Raw genomic sequence first — 17,321 nt, forward strand, 5'->3', positions numbered from 1 at the left:
CTCATTTATTGATGGCTTGCATAAAACTCAACAACGGCAGAGATATCATCGGCACTCAAGGCCTTGATGGCGTCTACCATGCCTTTGTCACCGTCACGTTGGCCGTTTTTGTACTCGTTCATAGAGCGCAGAATGTAGCCTTTTTGCTGTCCAGCAAGAATAGATGCCTCGTCGAATGGGTCGCCGCCACTTTTTGAGTGGCATTTATCACATTTGGCCATATGGACTTCTTTACCAGCCGCTGCTTTGGTTGCATCGAAAGTTTGCTTGGCTTTAACAAAAGGTTTGGACGAGTAGTAACTGGCGAGATCATTGATCTGATCTTCAGTAAGCCCCTCGACAATAGTTTTCATATTTCCGCTTTGGCTGGTGTCACCTATGACATGGTTGACAGTTTTAGCTGGTCTGCCGTCGAGGTATTGCAACATTTGATCGCTGAGGTTCCATTCGGCAATACCCGCGATAGATGGAATGTTTGTATTTTTACTTACACCGTTAGCCCCATGGCATGCATCACAACTTTTTATCAGCTCATCACTGACTGCCATTGCCGAACCACAGTAACTGCCGATGAGTAGGCAGCTAATGGCAATTGGTCGTTTAAAAACTGTCATTGTTTACTCCTGTGAACGCGACACTGTCACGATGTGTTTTTTGTCATCAAAGATAGGACAGTTGCTCCTTTCCCGCCAATTAATATAAAGAGTGAGAGCAAAGGTGAAGTTGAGAACAATGTCGCCATTCAAGGATTGGTCTTAATTTTGAGGTGGTCTTTTTTTCTCTTTACATCAACTAATTACGCCTAAATTGACATGTTTCTCCCCTTTATCACCAGATTCTCAGCCAAAGAGGTAGGCAACTGTAGCTATATTTCTTACTTGTTTGTTAAGCCTTGCTTGAAGCTGTGGACTAAAGCTGTATCTCATCAAGCGCAAGGGTACCTTCCAACCTGTTAGTGTGGGTTAATCTGATGATTGTTATACGATTTGTATTAGCTATTATTCTTATATGCTTCATTCAAGCTTGTGATAACCAAGGCAGTGATCAGAATTCACCACCGCCGGATCCGAACGATATAACCATTGATGCGCAAACACCGGTGTTAGATGATAATGGAATGTTGTCTGTTGAATTCACCGCAACGGACGGAACCGGTGCACCGTTCCAGCTTGAGCTTGAAAATGGCTTGAGCTTTGCGGTGCTAAAGGCCAGTGAAGGGCGAAATACTGGTGATAACAGTTTTTGGCAGAGTTTTATTTATGGCAGTCAGGCACCGGCGGCCGATGCTAAGCCAAACTTTGAGTCCAGTGGTGAGTTTGAGCAATTAGCGGTGGGGAGCTACCGGTATACGTTCTCTGTTGACGTTACCCAAGTGGTTGACCCTGCACAATTGTCAGTTGAACCTGCACCTGAAGATGCCGCAGTGATTGAGTGGGAGCCGGATGCACTCCACCGGTTTGCGCTTCGTTATGGTGATGCGCTAGCAGATATCCCTGTTATTAACTACACATTAGACTGGGTTCCATCTGGCGGCTCGGCTTCATTGTCGAGAGATATATTAGATAACTCCAGTTGTACCACTTGCCATATGGGCGAAGCGCCCTTCCACGGTACTCGAGCACCCGCAAACCGGGTCGAGCCGCAAATCTGTTCTGCCTGCCATAACGACAGTAACCCAAATTCAACACGCCGCTCTCTCGCCGTTATTGTGCACGACAAGCACGGTAATGTTTTCGATATACCCGATGAGGGGGAGCCTGAATTGGTCGGCTCGCCGTATCCACAGGACGCTCGAAACTGCGATACCTGCCATATGGAAGTGACGTCCTCAACCGCAGATGCTGATAATTGGTTTAATCACTCAACCGCTGAAGCCTGTGGTGCCTGTCATACCGTGCGGAACTCACATTCTACTGAGTTTCCTTCCAATGACCGTTGCGAAGGTTGCCACGGTGTAGAGGGTAGAGCTCCGGTACAGTCTGTCCATAGTGGTCGCTTGGTATCGATGCAAGCGGGGCGAGATACCCTTGAATTGGTTATTAATTCGGCCCGTTTTAGTGATCCAGACTTTGAGGTGGATATCACACTGACCCTTAATGGCCAGGGCGTCGCCACATTTGATGATATCGCACCTTTCATTCGCCATGGTTCGGCATATTTGCTGGTTAATTGGAATAACGGCAATGGTCTTGAAATTAGCTATACCGCCAATCGCGTTCGGATCAATATGCCTGAAGAGTGCAGTGCAATGGGAGATGGTCAGTTCCTGTGCAAGAAGGCCTTCCCGAATGGCGAAACAGAGCTTAAGCCTTCTGCCAGTTCAGTCTTGGTGGTAACGAATGCAGAAATGCCGCTGTGTACAGATAGGAAAGCGGAGCAGCCAGCCCTGATTGCTTGCGATGACGGCTCATTGGAGAATGATAGAGTCAGTGAATACCTGCTAGCAGCCAATGCGGTCTGGGCTACTTTTGATGTTGGGGGCAGTTCTGCTAATGAAAAAACAGCGGTAGGGGCTGATTTAGCGTCGTGTAATGAGTGTCATAACGATCTGACTGTTCATTTATATAGTGGAGCCGGTCAGGCGCACGCAGCCAAAGATTTTGAGCAATGTGCCAGTTGCCATAATGCGACCCGAGCTGCTTTCTACCCAGGGATCCCGGGTGATCTGAAATATCATGTACATTCATTTCATGGCTTTGGCTCGCAGCGAAGCGGCGAGTCGAGTTATCCCGGTAATTTGGCAAACTGTGAGGCTTGCCATACCGCATCGCAATATAACTTACCGAACCAAGCAAACAGCCGTCCATCTTTAGCCAGTGTGTCTGCTGGCGATGAGGGAGAGCGTGAGAATAAGTTCTTTAGCCCTACTCTGGTGGTATGCGGCAGCTGTCATCTGGCATCCAACCTCGGTGATGTAGATCCTGATAGTCCGGCAGACGGTGACGCTGCGATATCCCATATGCTGAGGAACGGCGCGGTTTTTGCCGCTGATAGTGCGGCCGATGCAACCGGCAGCGAGCAGTGTGCAACATGCCACTCTGTTGGGCAGGACGTGGGTGTTGATGTTGCCCATGACGTATACCGGTTCCGCCAGTAACCCTGATTATGCTGAGAACTCCTGGGTAAGGAAAATTAAATGAATAAGAGAAAGTGGTGGCAGTGGTCAGCTGGCGGGATCATGATAATGCTGGTCAGCATGTTAACTTTTGCCGAAACCGACAACAGTGATCCCCGTGAAGTTGTTGAGGCGGCATTGGATAAAAAATTTGAAGATGGCAAGTACTCACGGGATGGCGCTGAGACATGTCTGCGTTGTCATGGCGATGATTCAGAGCGGCCAGCGACGGGGATTTTCGATAATGTCCACGGTCGCCTTGGCGTTGCCCACGGCCCTATGGGCGATCGCCAATGTGAAGCCTGTCATGGTCCGCTGGGAAACCATCACCGTAACCCTAGAGGGGATAATGTCCGTGAGCCCATGATCACTTTTGGCGAAAACTCACCTGTGCCGGCCAGTAAGCAAAACAGTACCTGTTTGTCTTGTCACCAAGATAGCGCACAAAGGAATTGGCACTCCAGTGTGCATGCTTTTGAAGATGTGAGCTGCTCAAGCTGCCATAAATTGCATCAGGCTAAAGACCCGATGTTCGATCAGGCAACGCAGGTAGAAACGTGTACAGGTTGCCATGGCCAAGTAAAAGCTCAGCTGCATAAGCGCTCCAGCCATCCGATACGCGATGGGGTGATGGCTTGCTCAAGCTGTCATGACCCACATCAGTCAATCAATGAAGCCAGCCTGAAGCAGGTGGATATCAACGAGAATTGCTATCAGTGCCATGCTGAAAAACGCGGCCCGTTCTTATGGGAACATGAGCCGGTATCTGAGGATTGCAGTTATTGCCATAACCCGCATGGTTCCATTAATAGTGCGATGCTGGATAAACGAATGCCTCAGTTATGCCAAGACTGTCACCGGGTTCCTCACGCTCAGGTAGACATACCCGACGGGGACTTACGTGTTCGTGGAGGGAGTTGCATGAATTGCCATAACCAGGTACATGGCACCAATCATCCTCGCGGTCTAACTTTGAGAAAATGAGAGCAGAGCAATGAAGATTGTATATCCCATTTATTGGCTGACTGCGACGATGACATTTTGTGGTTATGCCGAAGAAGAGAGTGTACCAGCAGAGAAACCCTATCAAGATTACTCACTCAAAGGAGCGAAAGAGGTTGATACTACGGATTGGGAGTGCACAGCATGCTCAAGTGATGGTGAGTGGAAAGGGAGTGCAACATTAGGTGCCGGTTACTCAGATAACGGCGGGTCAACCCGGTTCAATAATTGGGTGCCGACACACAGTGGTACAGGGGCTGTAGGAACACTCAATGCTGATTTAGAACAAGTAAACGATGCTGGCGAGTACTCGCGGTTTGAGGTTGAAGATCTGGGGTTGAAGCGCTTTCGAGTGGGCTCTGAACTGGGAGAATATGACGGCATACGGGGAAGTCTCTATTACAGCCAGTCTCCGTATTACTGGAATGACGATAGCCTATCTGCATACAGTGGTGATGGTACGACATTGACTGAAGGGGAGTTAAGAAAGTTCGATAAAAAATCCATTCGGGAGAAAATTCAGATCGGACTGAAATACACCCCTCCAAGCCCTTGGCAGCCCTATGCGGATATGACCTTTGAACAAAAAGAGGGTGCGTATTCCTTCTATGATAACCGGGTGCCGGGAGTGGGCAGTGTCCCCGGATATATTCAAAAACCACTTTCGCATGAAACGTTGAATACAGCCGTTGGTGTTTCCTATCTTGAGGAAGATTGGCTTATCGATGCCGCTTATAGAGCTTCTGTTTTCCGTAACGATAATCAAGCGTTGTATTTTGGGCCGACCAGCGATCCATTTGCCGATGCACGTGCCTACGAGCCCAATAATGAATTTCATCAACTTTCAGTATCGGGTAATTACAGGCTTGATAGGCAGACGGTTGACGGAAGGCTACTATGGCAGGAGTCGACATCTGATGGCGGGTTGAATGTCTTTCCTGACTCACCAAACCAAAAGGATAAATTTGACGGCAAGGTCAATACGGTTCAGGTCGATGCGGGCTATAGCAATCGTTTGACCAACAAAGCGTCGGTGAAAGTGCGTGCAGACTACCGTGATCGCGATGACCGTTCGGATAAAAATGCGGTGATTGGTCAAACGAGGCCTACGACAGACAGAAGTAAAAGTGGGATCGAACTGGTGGGGGATTATCGCTATAACCGCTCTTGGAAAATTCAGGGAGGGTATGACTATCGGTATCGCTCTCGCTCTCGGGAAGAAGCCGATAGGAAAAGCACCAATGAAAACACAGTGTATATCTCAACACGTTATAAGCCTGTTGGAGACTGGAGTGCCGGTGCCAAAGCGTCGTGGCAAGATCGAAATGGATCGAGTTGGAGAAATGACAGTAGCAGTAGCCCAAATTTGCGACAGTATTATTTAGCAGATAGGGAAAGGTTAGAATTGCGAGGAGATGTTCGCTATCAGCTGAGTGACTCAACCCAGCTGTCTGCTGAAGCATGGTATGGCGATGAAGATTACCCGACCCCCGATATCGGTAGAAGTTCGGGTAAAGATTATGGCTATGATGCCACTATCGATTATCAGCATGATGAAAATACGGTGGGTTATGCCTACCTTAATTACCAGCAAATTGAATCTAAGCAGCAGAATGCAAACAGTAATGCCCCTGACTTTTCTAGATATTCTTCAGAACTGACTGACGAAGCTGTCGTGATTGGTGTTGGGGGAAATAAGAATAACCTGATGGACAAGCAACTTGATGTTGGGGTGGATTATAGTTATAGCTACGGTAAAGGAAAGACAACGACGACCTCAAACACTGACTTTGATTACCCCGATAATCGCTCGCAAGGCCATCGCTTGGAGCTCAATGGTACCTATCGTGTGGATGATAGACAAAGCCTCAAGCTGAACATTCGATATGAAAACTATGATGAAGATGACTATTTGTTTGCAAGTGATGAGGGAAGTCTGGGCAGTGTAAACCAAGATTATGATGGCTACTTTGGTATGGTATCTTGGGAATATAAATATTGAGAGTTATGGAAAAACAGCAGGTTTGTGTTTCAAACCTGCTGTTTAGAATTACTGGAGTAGTTCGTGATCGGGTGGTAACAGCCGAGAAATCCACAAGATGAGCTTATGTTTCATGTTCGGGCCATCTTCCTTGTCTTCAGGGAGCGGTGTGATTTGTTTGAATTCAACCAGTAAGCGGTAAACACATTCGACTTTATCTTTCGATGAGACCGATTTGTCTAAATCATCAAAACCTTGTTTTTTCGCAAAGGACATGCCTAGCTCTAGCGCTTTTTTCAAAAGCTTTGGGTCGTTTTTGTTTTTCTTCATGTTAGGCTTCTCCTGATGTTTATAGTTTCATCTTAGAGCCTGTTGACCTGCATTTATAGCAAGACAGGACAATTCTTTGCACTAAGTCTGTGAATTTATATAAGAGCGGCTAACAAGTTAGCGAACCCCGACTTTGATGTTGCAGCGCCTGAACGTTCGTTTCCAGAATTCAACATGCTGAAGCGTCGCCTGCCTAAAATCATCATGCAAACGGCCGCCCAGGTAATGCTCATAATAGGAGGTTACTGCTGGGGTCATTGAAATAGCGGGGGAGAGAAGCTTAATGAGCGGTGGTGAAATTTGACGGTACTGAGAATCCAGTTCCGCAAGGTAAGGCTGCAGTTCATTGACAAAGAACTTGTAGAATACATTACTCAAGTATTCGGCTTTTTGCTGATTACGATTTGGCCCACAGATGAGCGTGGCTTCATTTTGTTCAAGCATCTCGGTAATACCGTCCAGCCATAAGATAGAGAGGTGCATTGAGTAAATAAGCTGACCGAAGTAGTGGTGGGCATGAAGCTGTTTCTGATGTTCTATCAGCCTGTCAGCTTGTTTCTCGTCAATACTGCTACCAGAAAGGACTTGTTGTTGAATAAAGCTGAGATAGTTAAACGCATTTAGGCTTTCGTCAAAACCATAAAAGAGATCTAATTCAAAAGGCTGATAAACAATGGTTAGTTGCTGGCGCCATTCTTTTTCGGTGGCGAGCATGTTCCATAGATGGCTGATAAGTTGAGTTTGTTTTTTCTGCCTGAAGCCCTCAAGCATAGGAAGTACGTCGGAGCCTTCAGGTAGAACTTGTTGGCAATGGTTTAGCCCTTTGAGAAGAATGAGCTCGTAGCGAAGTTGCCGGGTCTTGTCCTGTACCTTGCCCAGAATCGAATTGCGCTCGGCAATCAGATTAAACAACCCACATTTTCTTAGCTCATAGGCATCTAGCAAATCAATCCGAATATCTTCGATAGGCAGTAATAACTCGCGAGGCTCAGGAAAAGCGTTGAGATCACCGTCATTAATTTTAACCGGTGCGGTATCTAGGACGTTGGCCAGCCGAGTGTTATAGGTTTCGAAGCTTCGTTTTGTGGTATTGGGTTCACACCCGGCTAAAACAAAAATAAACAGTACAAAACAACACTGACAGCATACGCGATGGGCAGGTTGCCGAAGGGATAAAAATAGCGATATGTGTGAAAATATAGGCCGTGTATGCATGCTAGCTAATCAGCGCAAGTAGTATGATAAGTATACGCGGCAAATCAAAAAGGCGACCATAGGCCGCCTTTAATTGTTGAACTTGCAGTAAATTATTGGTTATCGCAATGACATCTGCAGCTGTGCGTTTTCATCTTGTTTATGTACCCAGAACATCCGGGAGGCAAGCATGATTGCAGCGGCGGTCAGACCAACGATATTACCGATCCAGAAGCCGTGTGGCCCCATAGGCTCAACAACCCAATCAGTCATACCAAGGACATAGCCAATTGGCAGGCCGAGGATCCAATAAGCAATGAACGTACGAATAAAGATTGCCCGCATATCCTTGTAGCCTCTTAGCGCGCCAGCGGCAACGACTTGGATAGCGTCTGTGCACTGGTAGATGGCAGCGAGGAACAGCAGTTGTCCTGCAATGAAAATAACTTCGCGGTTATTGGTGTACATCTGGGCGATCGGCTCACGCAGTATAACGGTCAGTACTGCAGTCATGGCGGCGACAATAAACGCCACAATCAAGCCACATCGGCTGGCAATTTTGGCTTCGGTGAAATCTTGTCGCCCTAATAAATGACCGACTCGGATACTCAGTGCAGCCCCTAAACTCATTGGGATCATAAAAATCAGTGATGAGAAGTTGCTGGCGACCTGATGGGCGGCCACGATGGTTGAGCCAAGTGGAGAGATCAGCAGTGCGATAGCCGCAAAGAGTGAGACCTCAAAGAAAATCGAAGCGGCAACAGGAAAGCCCAAGCGGAAAAGACGGATAACGGCCTTGAATTGCGGCTTGTGCCAATGAGCGAAAATGCCAATGGTACGTAGCTTTTTATTCAGTCGAATATACACCAGCATCGAGAAGAACATCAGCCAATAGACAATGGAGGTCGCAACACCACAACCGACACCGCCTAAAGCGGGAGCGCCGAATTTACCGTATACAAAGATCCAGTTAAGCGGAATGTTTGCAGCTAGACCGATAAAACCGATCACCATGGCTGGGACTGTCATTGATACCCCTTCCGAAAAGCTCTTCAGGGTCTGGAAGAAGAGAAAGCCCGGTACGGCGAAAAGGACGGCAAAAAGGTAGCCATTGGTTTTCTCAGCCAAGGCTTCCTCGACATCCATCATATCGATGAGGGTGCCGGCATTGTAGAGTACCAATATGATAGGGACAGAGATCAATGCGGCTAACAGGAAGCCATGTTGAACTTCAAAAGGAATTTTTTCCCTTTTACCAGAGCCATTAAGGGTCGCTACGATAGGAACTAGCGCAATGAGCAAGCCAACACCAAATAGGATCGCTGGTAACCAGATGCTTGCAGCAACAGACACCGCTGCCATGTCGGTTGCACTGACGCCACCGGCCATAACAGTATCAACAAACCCCATGGAGGTTTGAGCAACTGAAGCAATCAGTACAGGGATCGCTAATTTAAGTAAATGACGTGTTTCACGTCGATAGTTGTGCACAGTAGCGCTCCTAGAAGAGGGAAATAACGCGGGAATTATAACGGTTAGGGAAAGCGACACAATTCACATCGAATAAAAAGATATAATTTTATTTGGTGACTTTGGTATCAGATAGTTAGAGTGGTATTTTTATGCTTCGCCTTTTAATGGCGTGAGCTTATCTTGATACTCTATGACGCTGGGCGTCGCTATTCGTCGTGTTCAATAACCGCTCTGTTTTTGCCGTTTAGCTTAGCCTCGTAGAGTAAGCTGTCTGCAATAGCATAAGACTTCTGAGGCTGGGTAGAGCAGCGGCTTGCCCCTATGCTGGTCGATATAACAACGGATATGCCGTTATTGCGATAAGGCTTACGTTCAAGTTGCGATAAAAGCTGTTGAGTGATCTGTTCAACAGTACTTCTGGGTACCTCTTTCAACCATAGCGCAAATTCTTCGCCGCCAATGCGACCAAATAGACAATTTTCGGGCAAAACCTCTAAACAGGTCATGGTGAAATGCTTGAGGATATTGTCACCTTCTATATGGCCGTAGGCATCGTTGACTTGTTTGAAGTCATCGATATCCATGATCAGTAACCAACCACGTTGCTTGGCGTACTTATCGTCGAGTTGTTGCCAGAAATAGCGGCGGTTGGCGATACCGGTGAGGGCATCGAAATAAGCCATTTCATGTAATTTGCTATTGGCATTGCTGAGCTCTTGGGTTCGCGCTTTTACTCGCGCCTCAAGCTCTAGGTTTTGTTGCTCTAATAGGGCATTGAGACGCTTTGTCTCTTGCTGTTGGTTATCTAGCTTGAAAATAGTTTGCTCAAGATTATGCTGCATCTTATTGAAGGATTCAGCGAGCGTGCCGAGCTCGTCATCTCGGGTGATGGTAATTTTACTTCCCCAACGCCCTTTACTGATTTGTTCAGCGGCTTGAGTGAGTGCTTGAATCGGTTGACGAATATGCCGGGCTGCTTTCTTACCCAGTAAAATGGCAATGAGCATCAAAACGATGGTCAATAAAATGGCAACTCGTTGGGCGGTGCCGAGTTCAGGCGCAAAGTCAGTCAAAGGGGAATAGAAGGCTATCTTTGCAAGGTGATCTTTGCCGAGGTTGTAGTCACTGATGAATCCTGCCCATTGCTTGCCTTGGTGCTCAACCAATACCAAGCTGTTGCCTTTGTCGTTATCAACTTTGATCAAACTATCAAGGATAGGGGCAGTGGTTTGGTTAATGAGGGGAAATTCTCCGCTTTGAGCGATATGAGTTTGGGATGTGCTGGCCAAAATAATTTGGTTATCGTAGAACAGGACGACATCACCAGCCTGGCTTAATTTTCTTTTGTTCAGCTCTTGATTAACCGTGTTGAGTGTTAAATCAAGTCCCCAGACGCCTAATAGCTTGCCATTTTCATCACGCTGCGCTTTTGAAAGCGTAATGCCGAGTAAGGTTGGATCAAAAGCGCCGATATATATATTGCTCCAAACCGGTTCATTGGTTTTTAGGGCATTTTGAAACCAAGCTTGATCGCGAGCATCAAAACTTGCTGTTGTTTCGAGTAATTGGCCTTTGAAGCCAGAATGATCGGAGGTAAAACGGCTTAAGTTTCCAGCTTGGGCTGAATCAGATTCAATCAGGTAATACTGGTTGTCTGCTTGATGACCGACTGAGAGTAATCCTCCTTCGGTATTGGCAAAGTAGAAATAATCGATTTGATTGTGGTGGTTTAACACTGTCGTAATGTGATTAAGTAATGCCTCCCTGCTTTCTACTGTTGTATTGAGGGTTGTTTGAATACGGTCCTGGTGTTCATAGACCTTGTTGGCATTAGTAAAAAATTCGTTGAGGTGGTGGATTACTGCTTGGCTGGCATGTTGGTAGGTATGTTCAATTGTATGATGGACGACACGCTCGGCACTTTGGTGCCAAAGAAAGCCAATAGGGAGGGCCGTTAGTATGACTAACAATGCCATTAATACCTGTATGTGCACATTAAGATTTTTTGTGAGGTGCTTGAGCATACTTGGTCCAGTTCAATACAATCTGCTTTAACAGGCAAAATATGTGCTGAGGATATAGGGTAAAACCGAATTGTGCAATTTAGCTTGCTTTTTACCTCGGCGTTTTATTGTTAACATGCTGAAAGTTAGCTGATCATCAGGAGTTGATATGTTTACCGGAATTGTTCAGGGTACAGCACAAGTTATTGCCATCGATAAAAAAGAAGCGTTTCAAACCCACGTTGTCCGCTTGTTCGGAAAAATGCGGGAAGGGTTGGAAATTGGTGCCTCTGTTGCGCACAATGGTTGTTGCCTGACCGTGACGAAACTAGAGGGAGACAATGTTTCCTTTGACCTGATGCAAGAAACATTGGCAGTGACTAACTTGGGTGATCTCACCGTTGGTGAAAGCGTAAATATTGAACGTGCGGCTAAGTTTGGCGATGAAATTGGTGGCCATTCAATGTCTGGCCACATTAACGCAGTGACGACGATTGTTGATATTGAAGTATCGCCAAATAACACGACGATTTGGTTTGAAATTCCCGAGTCATTCAACAAATATATATTAAGGAAGGGATATATTGGTTTAGATGGTTGTTCCTTGACTATTGGTACGGTGGAAGAAAATCGCTTCTGCGTACATTTAATTCCTGAAACATTGCAACGCACACTATTTGGCGTGAAGCAGGTAGGCGCGAAAGTCAATATTGAAATTGACCCGCAAACCCAAGCAATTGTCGATACGGTAGAAAGGGTATTGGCCGAAAAAGGTCTTGGGTAAATTATCCAATATAAAAACGTCGTCTAAATAGAAACCCCTACTCATGAGTAGGGGTTTTTGTTTATCAGTCTTATTTACTCAATTTAGCAAGAGATGAAATTAGAATATTTGCTCATCATCGGCATCGACAAATAAATTGATAGTCTTGTGTAAGTCATCAACTTGCATATTGAGGTGGATGGCGTGACAGCAGGCTGGACAGTCATCATAAAACTCTTGGCTGCCTGCACTGGCATCAAGGGTTATACGGATATTGTGGCCGCAATGTGGGCAGGCTACCGTCTGCTCTGTAAAGTTATTCATTGTGTACTCCTTGCTAACTTACGACAAGAATGAGCATCCTGATTGCAGTCATTCTTGTGAACGCGACAGGTTCAGTTCAATGATTTAACTTTAGCGTTAAGCATTCGTTTTCGCCTCAAATTAACTATAAAGTTTGAAGTGATAGATAATTATGAAAAATAACGAAGAGGCAAAGATCCGATGGTGAAAAAAGACTGGACGTATAAATTTTTGTTTATATTGATGAAATAAATATTAGGTCAGAAGTGGGACATTTTTGATATGAGTCGGCTGGATAAAAAGGTGCAAATAATATAATGCTTTGATTTACACCTTTTAAAAAACGTGATGTTACTTCAAGGATGCAATAATTTGCTTATTTACTTCGAGTAACGAGTTAAGTTTTAAGTCTGCAATCGCCCAACGCGGATCATTGGCATACGCGGCATCAGGGACTGCAATTCCTTTCATCTGGGCTGCCTTTGCCGCCAGCAGGCCGGTCACCGAATCCTCAAAAGCGATACAAGACTGGGGAGTAACTCCTAACGCGTCAGCAGCATTGATATAGACCTCTGGGTGAGGTTTGCCATAGCGCAAGGCTTCTGCAGATAGCACCGCTGAAAACTTAGACTCTAGCGAGAGTGCTTCAAGCGTCGCTTTAATCAAGCGCATTGGTGATGATGAAGCGAGGGCAATTTTAAGCCCCATCTTTTCACAGGTTTCAATGGCTTCGACAACGCCAGGCAGCATAGGCTTACGCTCTCTGATCAGTTCTTCAACCCGTGCAACGATCATCCCGGTGACCGCGGCGATACTATGCTGGTGCCAAGGCTGCTTGCTATACCAAAACTCAACGACCTGATCGATTCGTTGCCCCATTGTCTGGTGTGTATCGGCGATACAAATGCTCACTCCGAGTGAGCTGAAAACATCGACCTGAGCTTGTTGCCAGAAGGGTTCAGAATCGACCAGCAGGCCATCCATATCGAATACAGCAGCTTGTAACATCTTGAGTTCTCTTTAATTATGGTTTGCCCAAGTGTCTTGCAATGACTTGGGAATAGGATACAGAAACGAAAAAAGCTGGCGCATCTATCTGCATCCAGCTTTTAATCTTTATATCACATTAGCGGCGTAGTGCGAAAAGGTGGGCTTATCTCAGCCCTAGCTTTTCCATCATTTGTTCAGCTTGCGTTATGTAGCTGCCGCCAAACAAATTACAGTGATTGAGAACATGGTATAGGTTGTAGAGAGCCTTACGTTCTTCATAGCCATCATCTAGCGGCCAGACCGACTGGTATCCTTCGTAGAAGCTGGGTGGGAAGCCACCAAACAATTCAGTCATGGCGATATCACACTCACGATCCCCCCAGTAGCTGGCAGGATCAAAAATGATCGGCCCGGTGACGGTAAGGGCAGTATTGCCATGCCAAAGATCCCCATGGAGCAATGATGGCTTGGGCTGGTGATGAACAAGAAGATCAATCACTTTGCTGGTGATCGTATCAATATTGCCAAACTCGATGCCTTTCTCAGAGCAGAGTTGCAGCTGCCAGGCAATACGCTGTTCAGCAAAGAAACGGCACCATTTTCGACACCATTGATTGGGTTGTGGGGTTAATCCGATATAGTTGTCGAGGTCAAAGCCGTATTCCCCTTGTTCGCCCCAAGCGTGCATGCGTGCCAGTTGTTCACCAAGGGTATAAGCAGACTGGTTATCAATGACTTTTGTCGGTAGGTAGTTGAGCACAATAAACGCACTATCTTTGCTTGTGCCAAGGTGAACAAACTGCGGTACCTGAATACAGTCAGTTTCGTTAAGCATCCTTAGGCTTTCAGCTTCTGTTTCGAAGATAACTAGCCGCTCGCGATCGTTAAGTTTGACGAAGTAACGTTCGTTACCGTCTCCGATGCAGTAGCATTCATTAATGTCACCGCCTTCAAGAACTTCCTTTTCGCTGATTTTGAACGGTCTATCCAATACCTCAGAAAGTTGGTGAGAAATTGCTTGCCACATAGCATCCTCCACGACACATCAATATGCAGTTGGGCTCGTTGCCTCTTCAACATAGTAGTCTATTTATTGAACTAATAACTGGGTATTTATCAAGGTTTTAAAGATCGACCAATAATAGTTGGGTGGCGAAAACAAGGTAAAATTTGTCAACGACCTGATAAGGCTCCGCTTTGTGGGGCTTGGCTGGTACGCGACAGGGTATTGATATGTCATCATCTTTCATCGGGTATGCATTCATTTAGCGCTTCCCCTGTATACATAAGGTATTCAACACAAAGCGAATAAAATGCATTGGCCTGCGGTGAGATAGTACGGTCGGTAAGGCGGAAAATGCCTATGTCCCGCTTGAGCGGTGGGTCGATAAGCGGTCGCCAGACAAGCTTGGTTTCATTGGTTGGGAAGGCCAATTTGGGCAAGGTGGTGATCCCGATGCCTAACTCCAAGACTGAGAATAGCGAAGTGATGTTCTCTACTGAGTAGAGAGCTTTCTCACTGAGTACGCGGGCAGGGGTGGGTTCTAAAAGTGTACAGGTGCCATTGCGAATAAAAGGTTGTTTGAGCAAAGTTTCCCAATTGATGCCTTCTTCAAATTCTGCCAAGGGGTTATCTTGCAGACAGACCACACCAAGTGGGTCGGAAAGCAGTGGAGTAAAAGAGATCGCTCCATCATCAAAATGCGAGCAATTTCCTAAGGCCAAATCAACTTCTCCCGCCAGTAGCCGGGTTTCGACGCCAGCTGCATTATCATCTATCAAGCTGACTTCGACTTTGGGGTAGCGTTCGCAAAAAGCGGCCAAAACGCTTGGAATGAGTTTTGCTGCCACAGAAGGAACACACGCGATGCGTACTTTTCCCTGGTGGCCAGAGGCAATCGCTTTCAGATCATTATCAAGGTCATGATAAATACTGAGGAATTGGGCGATCTTCGGATAGGAGACTTTGCCGAACGGGGTGAGTTGCGCCTTATGTCCGGTCTCAAATAGTGTTTGCCCCAATGTACGTTCTAGTTCTTTTACCGAAGTAGAAAGTGCTGCCTGCGAGCGGTTTGCCCGCTTTGCAGCAGCACGAAATCCGCCTTCTTCGACCACCATCACAAAATGAATCATCTGCTGAAGCTTAATTCCCATTGCTATCTCCCTATAAGCCCTTTATCCATCATGCCTGATACTGAGTGTTAAATAAAATTTATCAATTGTAAAAAATTAACCGTTAGATATATCAGTACAGTTAGTGCATGATTTAACCAACTTGAAACATCTTGATTACAAAGTGGAGTTGAGCGTGAGCCTTCAAGAACAAAAGCAAGCTGTCAAAACCTCTCTATTTGCATCGAAAGCCCCGCTTGAGTGGGCCATTACCCATAATGGAACGCTCTACACTGCGCAGATCCCTATTGATCAGAATGGCGTTGTGGTGGAAGGCGGGATCGAGGCCCAGACCCGTAAGACATTGGACAACCTCGCCCATACCTTGGAGTGTGCGGGGGAGTCGCTGGATTCGGTATTACAGGTGCTGATTTATGTCACAGACCGAGAGTACCTTGCCACGGTTAATAAGGTTTACGCTGAGTACTTCAATGCCCCACACCCTAACCGTGCAGCCATGGTTGTTGCCGGGCTGGCACGTGAAGAAATGTTAGTTGAGCTAGTGGTTTACGCCGCAGTAAAGGAATAAGGACATAACAATGACTATTCAAGCAGAGCAATCCCTTTTTATTGGTAATGAGTGGCAAGCTGGCCAGCGTACTGTGGCTAACATCAATCCATCGGATATCAGCCAGAATTTGGGTGATTTTGCCCAAGCTAGCCAAGCACAGGTCCAGCAGGCGATTGATGCCGCAAATGCAGCGCAGCCTGAGTGGGAAAAAGCACCATTGGAGCGCAAATTAGCCGTGCTGCAAGCTATTGGTGACGAATTGATTGCTCGTTGCGACGAGCTAGGCCGTTTACTTTCAAGCGAAGAAGGTAAGCCGTTTGCAGAAGGGCGTGGTGAAATCTACCGTGCCGGTCAGTTCTTCCAATATTATGCCGCAGAAGTATTGCGTCAGGTGGGTGATAACGCGGCTTCTGTTCGCCCCGGGGTCTCGGTTGAAGTGACCCGAGAAGCGGTCGGTACTGTGGCTATTATCTCGCCTTGGAATTTCCCTACCGCAACAGCGGCTTGGAAAATTGCGCCGGCACTGGCGTTTGGCAACAGTGTAATTTGGAAACCAGCCAACCTGACTCCAGCCAGTGCTGTTGCGTTAACCGAAATCATTTCGCGACAAGGGCTCCCTGCTGGCACATTCAACCTTGTACTAGGTAGCGGTGCTGAAGTGGGCGATACACTGATTAATTCAAAGCAAATTCAAGCGGTGAGCTTTACCGGATCAGTTGAAACAGGCCGTAAAGTGGCTGCTGCAACCGCACCAAATTTCGTTCGCTGCCAGCTTGAGATGGGCAGTAAGAATGCATTGATTGTTGCTGATGATGCCGATATTCAAACCGCGGTGGAAGCCACTATAGCGGGTTCATATTCGGGTGCGGGCCAGAAGTGTACGGCGTCATCGCGCTTGGTGGTCATGGACAGTATCCATGATGCTTATGTAGAAGCGCTAATCAAACGTATGAGTGAGCTTAAAGTCGGTCATGCGCTTGAAGATGGGGTCTTTATGGGGCCAGTGGTTGACAGTAAGCAGCTGGAAGCCAACTTCGGCTGGGTAGAAAAAGCCCGCCAAAGTGGTGCCGAGCTGGCCTTTGGTGGTGAGCGTTTGAGCTTGCAGCACGAAGGTTACTATATGTCACCAACACTGTTCCTAAATACTCAGAACAGTTGGGAAGTGAACCAAGAAGAAGTCTTCGCCCCAATGGCCTGTGTCATCAAGGTGTCTGATCTGGATGAGGCGATAGCGACCGCCAATGATACCCGTTTCGGCCTGACCGGCGGCATCATCACCCAAAGCCTGCGTACCAGCGCACTGTTCAAAGAGCAGATCCAAACTGGCTGTGCGATGGTGAATTTGCCAACAGCAGGAACGGATTACCACGTACCGTTTGGTGGCCGTAAAGAGTCGAGCTTTGGCCCTCGTGAACAAGGCCAGTATGCCAAAGAGTTCTACACCGTCGTGAAAACTGCTTACCAGCGTCCTTACTAAGGAGTGG

General features: G+C 46.8%; 15 protein-coding genes. 6 read left to right on the forward strand and 9 right to left on the reverse strand.

Annotated elements, in window-relative coordinates; translation table 11 throughout:
- Positions 1-5: 5 nt before the first annotated feature.
- A complete protein-coding gene (locus L4D79_RS13450) occupies positions 6-614 on the reverse strand; it encodes a c-type cytochrome (RefSeq protein WP_428652074.1) in 609 nt (202 codons plus the stop codon).
- A 356-nt stretch (positions 615-970) separates the two neighbouring features.
- On the opposite strand from L4D79_RS13450, the gene L4D79_RS13455 reads away from it, so the two are divergent.
- From L4D79_RS13455 to L4D79_RS13465, 3 genes are read left to right on the forward strand one after another with little or no spacing between them, the layout of a single operon-like run.
- Complete coding sequence (locus L4D79_RS13455) at positions 971-3,097, forward strand: OmcA/MtrC family decaheme c-type cytochrome (RefSeq protein ID WP_428652075.1); 2,127 nt, start codon at positions 971-973, stop codon at positions 3,095-3,097.
- Between the two features lie 39 nt (positions 3,098-3,136).
- Positions 3,137-4,099 (forward strand): DmsE family decaheme c-type cytochrome, encoded by a 963-nt coding sequence (locus L4D79_RS13460; protein ID WP_428652076.1) that lies wholly within the window; start codon positions 3,137-3,139, stop codon positions 4,097-4,099.
- A 10-nt stretch (positions 4,100-4,109) separates the two neighbouring features.
- On the forward strand, positions 4,110-6,119 hold the full coding sequence (locus L4D79_RS13465; protein ID WP_428652077.1) for an MtrB/PioB family decaheme-associated outer membrane protein: 2,010 nt from the start codon (positions 4,110-4,112) through the stop codon (positions 6,117-6,119).
- A gap of 48 nt (positions 6,120-6,167) precedes the next feature.
- Here L4D79_RS13465 and L4D79_RS13470 read toward each other — a convergent pair whose 3' ends face one another.
- From L4D79_RS13470 to L4D79_RS13485, 4 genes are all read right to left on the reverse strand, one after another.
- A complete protein-coding gene (locus L4D79_RS13470) occupies positions 6,168-6,428 on the reverse strand; it encodes a DUF5062 family protein (protein ID WP_428652078.1) in 261 nt (86 codons plus the stop codon).
- A gap of 117 nt (positions 6,429-6,545) precedes the next feature.
- On the reverse strand, positions 6,546-7,643 hold the full coding sequence (locus L4D79_RS13475; RefSeq protein WP_428652079.1) for a DUF3080 domain-containing protein: 1,098 nt from the start codon (positions 7,641-7,643) through the stop codon (positions 6,546-6,548).
- A gap of 99 nt (positions 7,644-7,742) precedes the next feature.
- Positions 7,743-9,113: an MATE family efflux transporter gene (locus L4D79_RS13480; RefSeq protein ID WP_428652080.1), complete on the reverse strand. Its 1,371-nt coding sequence runs from the start codon at positions 9,111-9,113 to the stop codon at positions 7,743-7,745.
- A gap of 188 nt (positions 9,114-9,301) precedes the next feature.
- Positions 9,302-11,071, reverse strand: coding sequence for a diguanylate cyclase domain-containing protein (locus L4D79_RS13485; RefSeq protein ID WP_428652081.1), 1,770 nt, complete (start codon positions 11,069-11,071; stop codon positions 9,302-9,304).
- Between the two features lie 196 nt (positions 11,072-11,267).
- On the opposite strand from L4D79_RS13485, the gene L4D79_RS13490 reads away from it, so the two are divergent.
- The gene (locus tag L4D79_RS13490) at positions 11,268-11,882 is read left to right on the forward strand and encodes a riboflavin synthase subunit alpha (protein ID WP_428652082.1); all 615 of its coding nucleotides are present in this window, start codon (positions 11,268-11,270) and stop codon (positions 11,880-11,882) included.
- Between the two features lie 99 nt (positions 11,883-11,981).
- Here L4D79_RS13490 and L4D79_RS13495 read toward each other — a convergent pair whose 3' ends face one another.
- From L4D79_RS13495 to L4D79_RS13510, 4 genes are all read right to left on the reverse strand, one after another.
- Positions 11,982-12,185 carry a CPXCG motif-containing cysteine-rich protein gene (locus tag L4D79_RS13495; protein WP_428652083.1) on the reverse strand — a complete coding sequence of 68 codons (204 nt, stop codon included), beginning with the start codon at positions 12,183-12,185 and terminating at the stop codon, positions 11,982-11,984.
- A gap of 330 nt (positions 12,186-12,515) precedes the next feature.
- A complete protein-coding gene (gene hxpB, locus L4D79_RS13500; RefSeq protein WP_428652084.1) occupies positions 12,516-13,172 on the reverse strand; it encodes a hexitol phosphatase HxpB in 657 nt (218 codons plus the stop codon).
- A gap of 145 nt (positions 13,173-13,317) precedes the next feature.
- Complete coding sequence (locus tag L4D79_RS13505; protein WP_428652085.1) at positions 13,318-14,181, reverse strand: fructosamine kinase family protein; 864 nt, start codon at positions 14,179-14,181, stop codon at positions 13,318-13,320.
- A 212-nt stretch (positions 14,182-14,393) separates the two neighbouring features.
- Complete coding sequence (locus tag L4D79_RS13510; protein WP_428652086.1) at positions 14,394-15,308, reverse strand: LysR family transcriptional regulator; 915 nt, start codon at positions 15,306-15,308, stop codon at positions 14,394-14,396.
- Between the two features lie 154 nt (positions 15,309-15,462).
- Between L4D79_RS13510 and L4D79_RS13515 the strand changes: the two genes are divergently transcribed.
- Complete coding sequence (locus tag L4D79_RS13515; protein WP_428652087.1) at positions 15,463-15,855, forward strand: RidA family protein; 393 nt, start codon at positions 15,463-15,465, stop codon at positions 15,853-15,855.
- 10 nt (positions 15,856-15,865) lie between these two features.
- Positions 15,866-17,314: an aldehyde dehydrogenase family protein gene (locus L4D79_RS13520; RefSeq protein ID WP_107348208.1), complete on the forward strand. Its 1,449-nt coding sequence runs from the start codon at positions 15,866-15,868 to the stop codon at positions 17,312-17,314.
- The last annotated feature ends 7 nt before the right edge of the window (positions 17,315-17,321 follow it).

The organism is Photobacterium satsumensis (assembly GCF_050336935.1).
Taxonomy (GTDB): domain Bacteria; phylum Pseudomonadota; class Gammaproteobacteria; order Enterobacterales; family Vibrionaceae; genus Photobacterium; species Photobacterium satsumensis.

Coding starts and splice junctions, on each gene's coding strand:
- L4D79_RS13460 (WP_428652076.1), top strand. CDS start 3,137: ATGAATAAGAGAAAGTGGTGGCAGTGGTCAGCTGGCGGGATCATGATA.
- hxpB (WP_428652084.1), bottom strand. CDS start 13,172: ATGTTACAAGCTGCTGTATTCGATATGGATGGCCTGCTGGTCGATTCT.
- L4D79_RS13495 (WP_428652083.1), bottom strand. CDS start 12,185: ATGAATAACTTTACAGAGCAGACGGTAGCCTGCCCACATTGCGGCCAC.
- L4D79_RS13505 (WP_428652085.1), bottom strand. CDS start 14,181: ATGTGGCAAGCAATTTCTCACCAACTTTCTGAGGTATTGGATAGACCG.
- L4D79_RS13475 (WP_428652079.1), bottom strand. CDS start 7,643: ATGCATACACGGCCTATATTTTCACACATATCGCTATTTTTATCCCTT.
- L4D79_RS13510 (WP_428652086.1), bottom strand. CDS start 15,308: ATGGGAATTAAGCTTCAGCAGATGATTCATTTTGTGATGGTGGTCGAA.
- L4D79_RS13450 (WP_428652074.1), bottom strand. CDS start 614: ATGACAGTTTTTAAACGACCAATTGCCATTAGCTGCCTACTCATCGGC.
- L4D79_RS13520 (WP_107348208.1), top strand. CDS start 15,866: ATGACTATTCAAGCAGAGCAATCCCTTTTTATTGGTAATGAGTGGCAA.
- L4D79_RS13465 (WP_428652077.1), top strand. CDS start 4,110: ATGAAGATTGTATATCCCATTTATTGGCTGACTGCGACGATGACATTT.
- L4D79_RS13455 (WP_428652075.1), top strand. CDS start 971: ATGATTGTTATACGATTTGTATTAGCTATTATTCTTATATGCTTCATT.
- L4D79_RS13490 (WP_428652082.1), top strand. CDS start 11,268: ATGTTTACCGGAATTGTTCAGGGTACAGCACAAGTTATTGCCATCGAT.
- L4D79_RS13470 (WP_428652078.1), bottom strand. CDS start 6,428: ATGAAGAAAAACAAAAACGACCCAAAGCTTTTGAAAAAAGCGCTAGAG.
- L4D79_RS13485 (WP_428652081.1), bottom strand. CDS start 11,071: ATGGCATTGTTAGTCATACTAACGGCCCTCCCTATTGGCTTTCTTTGG.